Source organism: Nonomuraea mesophila, from assembly GCF_004352805.1.
Classification (GTDB): Bacteria; Actinomycetota; Actinomycetes; order Streptosporangiales; family Streptosporangiaceae; genus Nonomuraea; species Nonomuraea longispora.
In genome coordinates this window covers 1-7,103 of record NZ_SMLD01000278.1, presented here as the reverse complement: position 1 = coordinate 7,103, position 7,103 = coordinate 1, and the positions used below count along the sequence as shown (strand labels likewise).

Below are 7,103 nucleotides of genomic sequence, written 5' to 3'. Positions count from 1 at the left end.
TCGCCGCCGACAGCGGGAAGGCGACCAAGGGTCCCGCCACCGGCGGGCTGGCGGCGTACCAGGTCAAGGTGGAGGGCGACGGCATCGTGGTCGCCTGACGCGGTGCCACACGCAGTGCCGGATGCGGGGCCGGTGGCGCCGAGGCCAAGCCGACCCTGAAGGGCAAGGTCCTCGCCAAGACGGCCGACGTACCCGTGGGCGGGGGCACCCTGAACGAGGACCTGAAGATCGTGGTCACGCAGCCGGAGGAGGGCGTCTACAAGGCGTTCAGCTCGCTCTGCACGCACAAGGGCTGTGTCGTCAGCACGCCCGAGAACAACGTCATCACGTGCGCCTGCCACGGGAGCGAGTTCGCCGCCGACAGCGGGAAGGCGACCAAGGGTCCCGCCACCGGCGGGCTGGCGGCGTACCAGGTCAAGGTGGAGGGCGACGGCATCGTGGTCGCCTGACGCGGTGCCACACGCAGTGCCGGATGCGGTGCCGGCTGCGGTGCGGACGAGGCGGCTGGACGAGGCGGCCGGACGAGGCGGCCGGACGAGGCGGCCGGACGAGGCGGCCGGACGCGGTGCTGACGGGTGGCCGGACGAGGTGCGTTGAACGGGTAAATGTGCGTAGTCACCGGGATTGGGCTCAGGGACGCTGAACCGGCGCGAGAGCGCTGCCGTACCTGAAGTGGAACCAATCTGGGAGGACGCACCATGACGGAAACCACACGCCGGAATGTGGTACTCGGTGCTGGAGGCGCCGGGCTCGCGGCGATTCTGACGGCGTGCGCTAGCTACGGTTCGCCGGCGACGGAGGCGGAGGTCGAGCCACCGGCGGAGGAGCCGTCGTCCGAGGCGCCGGAGAAGAAAAAGGAGGCGGCGGCCGGCGGAGGCAAGGCCCTGGCCGACACCAGCGACATCCCCGAGGGCGGCGGGAAGGTCTTCGAGAGCGAGAAGGTCGTCGTCACGCAGCCGACCGCGGGCGACTTCAAGGCGTTCAGCGCGGTGTGCACCCACGCCGGCTGCACCGTCGCCACGGTCTCGAACAACACGATCAACTGCCCGTGCCACGGCAGCAAGTTCAGCATCCAGGACGGCTCGGTGGCGGACGGGCCGGCCGGCGGGCCGCTGGAGGAAAAGAAGATCAGCGTGGACGGCGATAAGATCAGACTCGCCTAAAACTTGTCTCATGATTTTCTCACCTAGGTGCGTTTGGGTGAGGCGCATGGGAAACGACCTTCAGAGCCGCCGGGCGGTGATCGCGGGTGTCGGGGCCAGTGGCCTGGCGCTGGCCGTCACCGCGTGTGGCGGCGGCACCGACACGGCACAGGACGCCGGCACTGCCGCAGAGTCGAGCGCACCGGAGTCCAGCGCTCCGGACTCCGCCGCTCCGGAGTCCAGCGCACCGCAGGCCGATGGTGCGCTGGCCAAGACCGCTGACGTACCCGTCGGCGGCGGCACGATTCTCGCCGACCAGAAGATCGTGATCACGCAGCCCACCGAAGGTGACTTCAAGGCGTTCAGCGCACTCTGCACGCACAAGGGCTGCCCGGTCGACAAGGTCGAAGGCGGCTCGATCGTCTGCCCGTGCCACGGCAGCAAGTTCGCGATCGCCGATGGCGCGGTGACCGACGGCCCTGCCGACAAGCCGCTGGCCGCGCAGTCGATCAAGGTCGACGGCGACCAGATCACCCTGGCCTAGCAGGCGCGGCCGGCCGGCCGCGCCGTGGCACGAGGCGCGGCGGGTCGTGGCGCGGTCCTTGGCACGTGGCGCAGTCCTTGGCGCGCGGCGCGGCGCGGTCCGTGGCGTCGGGCGCGGCGCAGTCCGTGGCGCGGTCCGTGGCGCGTGGTGCGGCGCGGGGCGTGGATGGTGGCGCGGGCGTGCGGGCCGGGCAACCCTGTCGGTAGGGGCTACTAGTCTTTGAACCGTGGCGAGATCAGCGGGCAGCCCTTTGAGTTTCCGGCCCAGACCGGGCGCGATCCCCGATGCCCCGGGGGTCTACCGGTTCAGGGACGCACACGGCCGGGTGATCTATGTCGGCAAGGCCAAGAGCCTGCGCCAGCGGCTCAACTCCTACTTCGCCGACTTCTCCGCGCTGCACCCCCGCACCCAGTCGATGCTGACCACGGCGGCCGACGTCGACTGGACGGTGGTGGGCACCGAGGTCGAGGCGCTGCAGCTCGAATACTCCTGGATCAAGGAGTTCGACCCGCGCTTCAACGTCAAATACCGCGACGACAAGTCCTACCCCTACCTCGCGGTCACCATGGCCGACGACTTCCCGCGCGTGCAGGTCATGCGCGGGGCCAGACGCAAGGGCACACGTTACTTCGGCCCCTACTCCCACGCGTGGGCCATCCGCGAGACGGTCGACCTGCTGCTGCGGGTCTTCCCCGTGCGCACGTGCAGCGCGGGGGTGTTCAAGCGGGCGGGGCAGATCGGCCGGCCGTGCCTGCTCGGCTACATCGACAAGTGCTCGGCGCCGTGCGTCGGCCGGGTGACCCCCGAGGAGCACCGCGAGCTCGCCGAGGACTTCTGTGACTTCATGGCGGGCAACACCAGCCGTTTCATCAAGCGGCTCGAGAAGGAGATGCGCGAGGCGGCCGCCGAGCAGGAATACGAGCGTGCCGCACGGCTGCGCGACGACGTCCAGGCGCTCCAGCGCGCCCTGGAGAAGCAGGCGGTCGTGCTCGGCGAGGGCACCGACGCCGACGTGATCGCGCTCGCGGAAGACCCGCTCGAAGCCGCCGTTCAGGTCTTCTACGTGCGTGGCGGCCGCATCCGCGGTCAGCGCGGCTGGGTCATCGACAAGGTCGAGGAGATCACGCCGGGCGAGCTGGTGGAGCAGTTCCTGCTGCAGATGTACGCCGAGGCGAGCCCCGACGCGATGCCCCGCGAAGTGCTCGTGCCCGCTCTGCCGCCCGACCACGAGGCGGTCGCCGAACTGCTGACCGAGCAGCGGCGTGCCCGCGTCGAGGTGCGCGTGCCCCAGCGCGGCGACAAGAGGTCGCTGATGGAGACGGTCGAGCGCAACGCCAAGGAGTCGCTCGCCCAGCACAAGGTCCGCAGGGCCGGCGATCTCACCACGCGCAGCAAGGCCCTGCAGGAGATCGCCGACGCACTCGACCTCGACCAGGCGCCGCTGCGGATCGAGTGCTACGACGTCTCCCACCTCCAGGGGGAGAACGTCGTGGCGTCGATGGTGGTGTTCGAGGACGGCCTGGCGCGCAAGAGCGAATACCGCCGCTTCGCCGTCAAGACCAAGGAGGGCGACGTCGCCTCGATCCATGAGGTGATCATGCGACGCTTCCGCCGCTACCTCGAAGAACGCTCCGCCACCGGCGAACTGGCCCCCGACGCCGACGCCGAGGAGGGCCACGGCCCGATCGACCCCGAAACGGGCAGGCCACGCAAGTTCGCCTATCCGCCCAACCTGGTGGTGGTCGACGGCGCGGGGCCCCAGGCGGCCGCCGCGCAGCGGGCGCTCGACGAGCTCGGCATCGACGACGTGGCCGTGTGCGGCCTGGCCAAGCGGCTGGAGGAGGTCTGGCTGCCCGGCGACGACCAGCCGGTGATCATGCCGCGTACGAGTGAAGGCCTTTATCTGTTGCAGCGCGTGCGTGACGAGGCACATCGCTTCGCCATCACTTACCATCGTTCCAAGAGGTCCAAGACGGTGAAGGAGAGCGCGCTCGACGGCGTTCCGGGTCTCGGGCCGGCGCGCAGGCAGGCGCTTCTCAAGCACTTCGGTTCCGTGAAGAAGCTCCGCGCGGCCACGGCCGCCGAGATCTGCGAGGTTCCCGGCATCGGCCCGTCCATCGCCGAGGTGATCGTGTCGACGCTGAAGGGAGATGCGCCTTGATCTCGCCAGGATGCCATGACGTCCTCGCCGCCGGCCGCCCGCTCGCCCGCCTTCGCTATGGTGATGAGGCCGGGAGGGCCGCTGACATGGACATTCGCAAGGCCGAGCCGGCGGACGGAGTGAGAGAATGAGCACCGAGCCGGCGTTCGTCATCGTCACCGGCATGTCGGGGGCGGGGCGCAGCACGGCGGCCAAAGCCCTTGAGGACCTCGGCTGGTTCGTCATCGACAACCTGCCGCCCGGGCTGCTGTTCGCGATGGCCGAGGAGGCGGGCAAGGTCAAGCTGGCCGCCGACAAGGTCGCGGCCGTCGTCGACGTGCGCAGCCTGGCCTTCACCACCGACCTCAACGCCGCCATCGAGGAGCTCGAAGGGCGCGGCGTACGCGTGCGGGTGGTGTTCCTGGAGGCCAGCGACGAAGAGCTGGTGCGCCGCTTCGAGAACGTCCGCAGGCCGCATCCGCTGCAGGGCGAGGGGCGCCTGGTCGACGGCATCGCCAGGGAACGGGGCATCCTGCGCGAGGTCAGGGCCAACGCCGATCTGGTGATCGACACGTCGGCGCACAACGTGCACGAGCTGCGTCACAAGATCGTAGCCTTCTTCGGCGGGGAGGACCGGCCGGGGCTGCGGGTCAACGTCGTGTCGTTCGGGTTCAAATACGGGCTCCCGGTCGACGCCGACCTCGTGGTCGACTGCCGCTTCCTGCCCAACCCGCACTGGGTTCCCGACCTGCGGCCGATGAACGGGCTCGACACCCCGGTCCGCGACTACGTGCTCGGGCAGCCGGGGGCCAAGGAGTTCCTCGACGCCTACGAGGAGGTCCTGCAGGTGGTCGCCGCCGGCTACGCGCGCGAGGGCAAGAGCTATGCCACGCTCGCGGTGGGGTGTACGGGCGGCAAGCACCGCAGCGTGGCCATGGCCGAGCAGGTCGCCGCCCGCCTGCGTGACCGCGGGATGGAGGTCCAGGTGAGCCACCGGGATGTGGGGCGGGAGTGACCGATGAGGGCGTCCAAGCCGCCTTGCCGCATCCGGCAGCCGGCGGGACGCAGGCCGGCGGTTCCGGGCCGAAAGTGGTGGCGCTCGGAGGCGGGCACGGGCTCTACGCCTCCCTGTCGGCCTTACGGATGGTCACCGACCGGCTGACCGCCGTGGTGACCGTCGCCGACGACGGCGGATCCAGCGGCAGGCTGCGCCGCGAGCTCGGCGTGCTGCCGCCCGGCGACCTGCGGATGGCGCTGGCCGCTCTGTGCGGAGACGACGAGTGGGGCAGCACGTGGAGCGAGGTCGTGCAGCACCGCTTCCGCAGCGAGGGCGAACTGCACGGGCACGCCGTGGGCAACCTGCTGATCGTCGCGCTGTGGGAACTGCTCGGAGACTCCGTGGCCGGGCTCGAATGGGTCGGACGGCTGCTCGGAGCGCACGGCAGGGTGCTGCCGATGGCGTCGGTGCCGCTCGACATCGTGGCCGAGGTGGAGCTGGACGGCGTCATCTCGACCGTACGCGGGCAGGTGGCGTGCGCCCTGACGCCCGGCAGGGTGCAGGCGATCTCGCTGGTGCCCGAGGACCCGCCTGCGCGGCCCGAGGCGGTCGCGGCCGTGCTCGACGCCGACTGGGTGGTGTTCGGGCCCGGATCGTGGTTCACCAGCGTATTGCCGCACCTCAAAGTGCCCGCACTGGCCAGGGCGCTGCACGCGACCAGGGCCAGGCGGCTCGTCACCCTCAACCTCGCGCCCCAGCCGGGCGAGACCGACGACTTCTCCCCCCAGCAACACCTGGAGGTGCTCAGGCAGCACGCTCCGGACCTGTCGATCGACGTCGTACTCGCCGACACCGGGATCGTCGACGATCCCGGTGCGCTGGAAAAGTCCGCCGCCGCCCTCGACGCCCGGCTCGTGATGGCCGACGTGGCGGCCGCGGACGGCTCTCCCCGGCATGACCCACGACGTCTTGCCTCCGTCCTGGACGAGATTTTCCTCCAGAAGCGTTGATCCTGGTCGGCGTGGCGCCAAGGTGCGAGAGACTGACGGGAGCCGGTCTGAATGGGGGAGGACTAACGCTTATGGCGATGACAGGTGTGGTGAAAGACGAGCTGAGCCGCCTGCCGGTGCTGAAGCCGTGCTGCCGCAAGGCGGAGGTTTCGACGCTGCTGCGGTTCGCCAGTGGCCTGCACCTGGTGGGCGGGCGGATCGTGATCGAGGCCGAGCTCGACACCAACGCCACGGCCCGGCGGCTGATCAAGGACATCGGCGAGGTGTTCGGGCACAAGGCGGAAGTCCTCGTGCTCGCGCCCGCCGGGCTGCGCAAGGGTTCGCGCTACGTGGTCCGCGTCTACCGCGACGGCGAGGCGCTCGCCCGGCAGACGGGCCTCATCGACAACCACGGCCGGCCGGTTCGCGGGCTGCCCCGCCAGGTGGTGGCGGGCGCGTCCTGCGACGCCGAGGCCGCCTGGCGCGGGGCCTTCCTCGCTCACGGCTCGTTGACCGAGCCGGGCCGCTCGATGTCGCTCGAGGTCACCTGCCCGGGGCCGGAGGCCGCCCTCGCGCTGGTGGGCTCGGCCCGGCGGCTGAAGATCCATGCCAAGGCGCGCGAGGTGCGCGGCGTCGACCGCGTCGTGGTGCGCGACGGCGACGCGATCAGCGCGCTGCTCACCAGGCTCGGCGCGCACGACAGCGTGCTCGCCTGGGAGGAGCGGCGCATGCGCCGCGAGGTGCGGGCCACCGCCAATCGGCTGGCCAACTTCGACGACGCCAACCTGCGGCGTTCGGCACGGGCCGCGGTGGCGGCCGGCGCGCGGGTGCAGCGGGCGCTCGAGATCCTCGGCGACGAGGCGCCCGAGCACCTGGTGGTGGCGGGGCGGCTGCGGGTGGAGCACAAGCAGGCGTCCCTGGAGGAACTGGGGCAGATCGCCGATCCGCCGCTGACGAAGGACGCGATCGCGGGCCGCATCCGGAGGCTGCTCGCCATGGCGGACAAGCGCGCCTCCGACCTGGGCATCCCCAACACCGAGGCCAACCTCACCGTCGACATGCTGGCCCCCTGACTTTTGCCGATCTTTTACGGCACAGCCCTGTGGACCGCACGCGCCGACGTGGGTCGCCGTCTGTCCTGGCCGGTCGTGAAGGCTCACGGGCTGCTCGCCGTGACGAGCGCACTCTTGGCCGGGTTCCGTGGTCCACTGGGTTGACGGGGGGCGCCCGGCGCACCTTCCCGGCGGGGCCGGGCATGACGTGTGGCACGAGGGGTCCCATGCTCGTGGGA

At 70.8% G+C, this 7,103-nt stretch carries 7 protein-coding genes; all 7 read left to right on the top strand.

Translation table 11 applies throughout. From position 1 onward, the window contains the following. Window positions 1-194: 194 nt before the first annotated feature. The 7 genes from E1295_RS46165 (at window position 195) to whiA (ending at window position 6,885) form a co-directional block, all read left to right on the top strand. A complete protein-coding gene (locus tag E1295_RS46165; RefSeq protein ID WP_246081200.1) occupies window positions 195-449 on the top strand; it encodes a Rieske (2Fe-2S) protein in 255 nt (84 codons plus the stop codon). 249 nt (window positions 450-698) lie between these two features. Then, entirely contained in the window at window positions 699-1,163 is a 465-nt protein-coding gene (locus E1295_RS46160; protein WP_132641447.1) for a Rieske (2Fe-2S) protein, read from the top strand. Window positions 1,164-1,209: 46 nt separating this feature from the next. Next, entirely contained in the window at window positions 1,210-1,686 is a 477-nt protein-coding gene (locus E1295_RS46155) for a Rieske (2Fe-2S) protein (RefSeq protein ID WP_132641445.1), read from the top strand. Between the two features lie 250 nt (window positions 1,687-1,936). Next, a complete protein-coding gene (gene uvrC, locus E1295_RS46150) occupies window positions 1,937-3,847 on the top strand; it encodes an excinuclease ABC subunit UvrC (RefSeq protein ID WP_132641453.1) in 1,911 nt (636 codons plus the stop codon). 127 nt (window positions 3,848-3,974) lie between these two features. Further along, window positions 3,975-4,841 carry an RNase adapter RapZ gene (gene rapZ, locus E1295_RS46145; protein ID WP_132641443.1) on the top strand — a complete coding sequence of 289 codons (867 nt, stop codon included), beginning with the start codon at window positions 3,975-3,977 and terminating at the stop codon, window positions 4,839-4,841. Between the two features lie 128 nt (window positions 4,842-4,969). After that, window positions 4,970-5,833, top strand: a complete 864-nt coding sequence (locus tag E1295_RS46140; protein ID WP_246081201.1) for a gluconeogenesis factor YvcK family protein — start codon at window positions 4,970-4,972, stop codon at window positions 5,831-5,833. 71 nt (window positions 5,834-5,904) lie between these two features. Then, window positions 5,905-6,885, top strand: coding sequence for a DNA-binding protein WhiA (gene whiA / locus E1295_RS46135; protein ID WP_043628190.1), 981 nt, complete (start codon window positions 5,905-5,907; stop codon window positions 6,883-6,885). Window positions 6,886-7,103 lie beyond the last annotated feature (218 nt).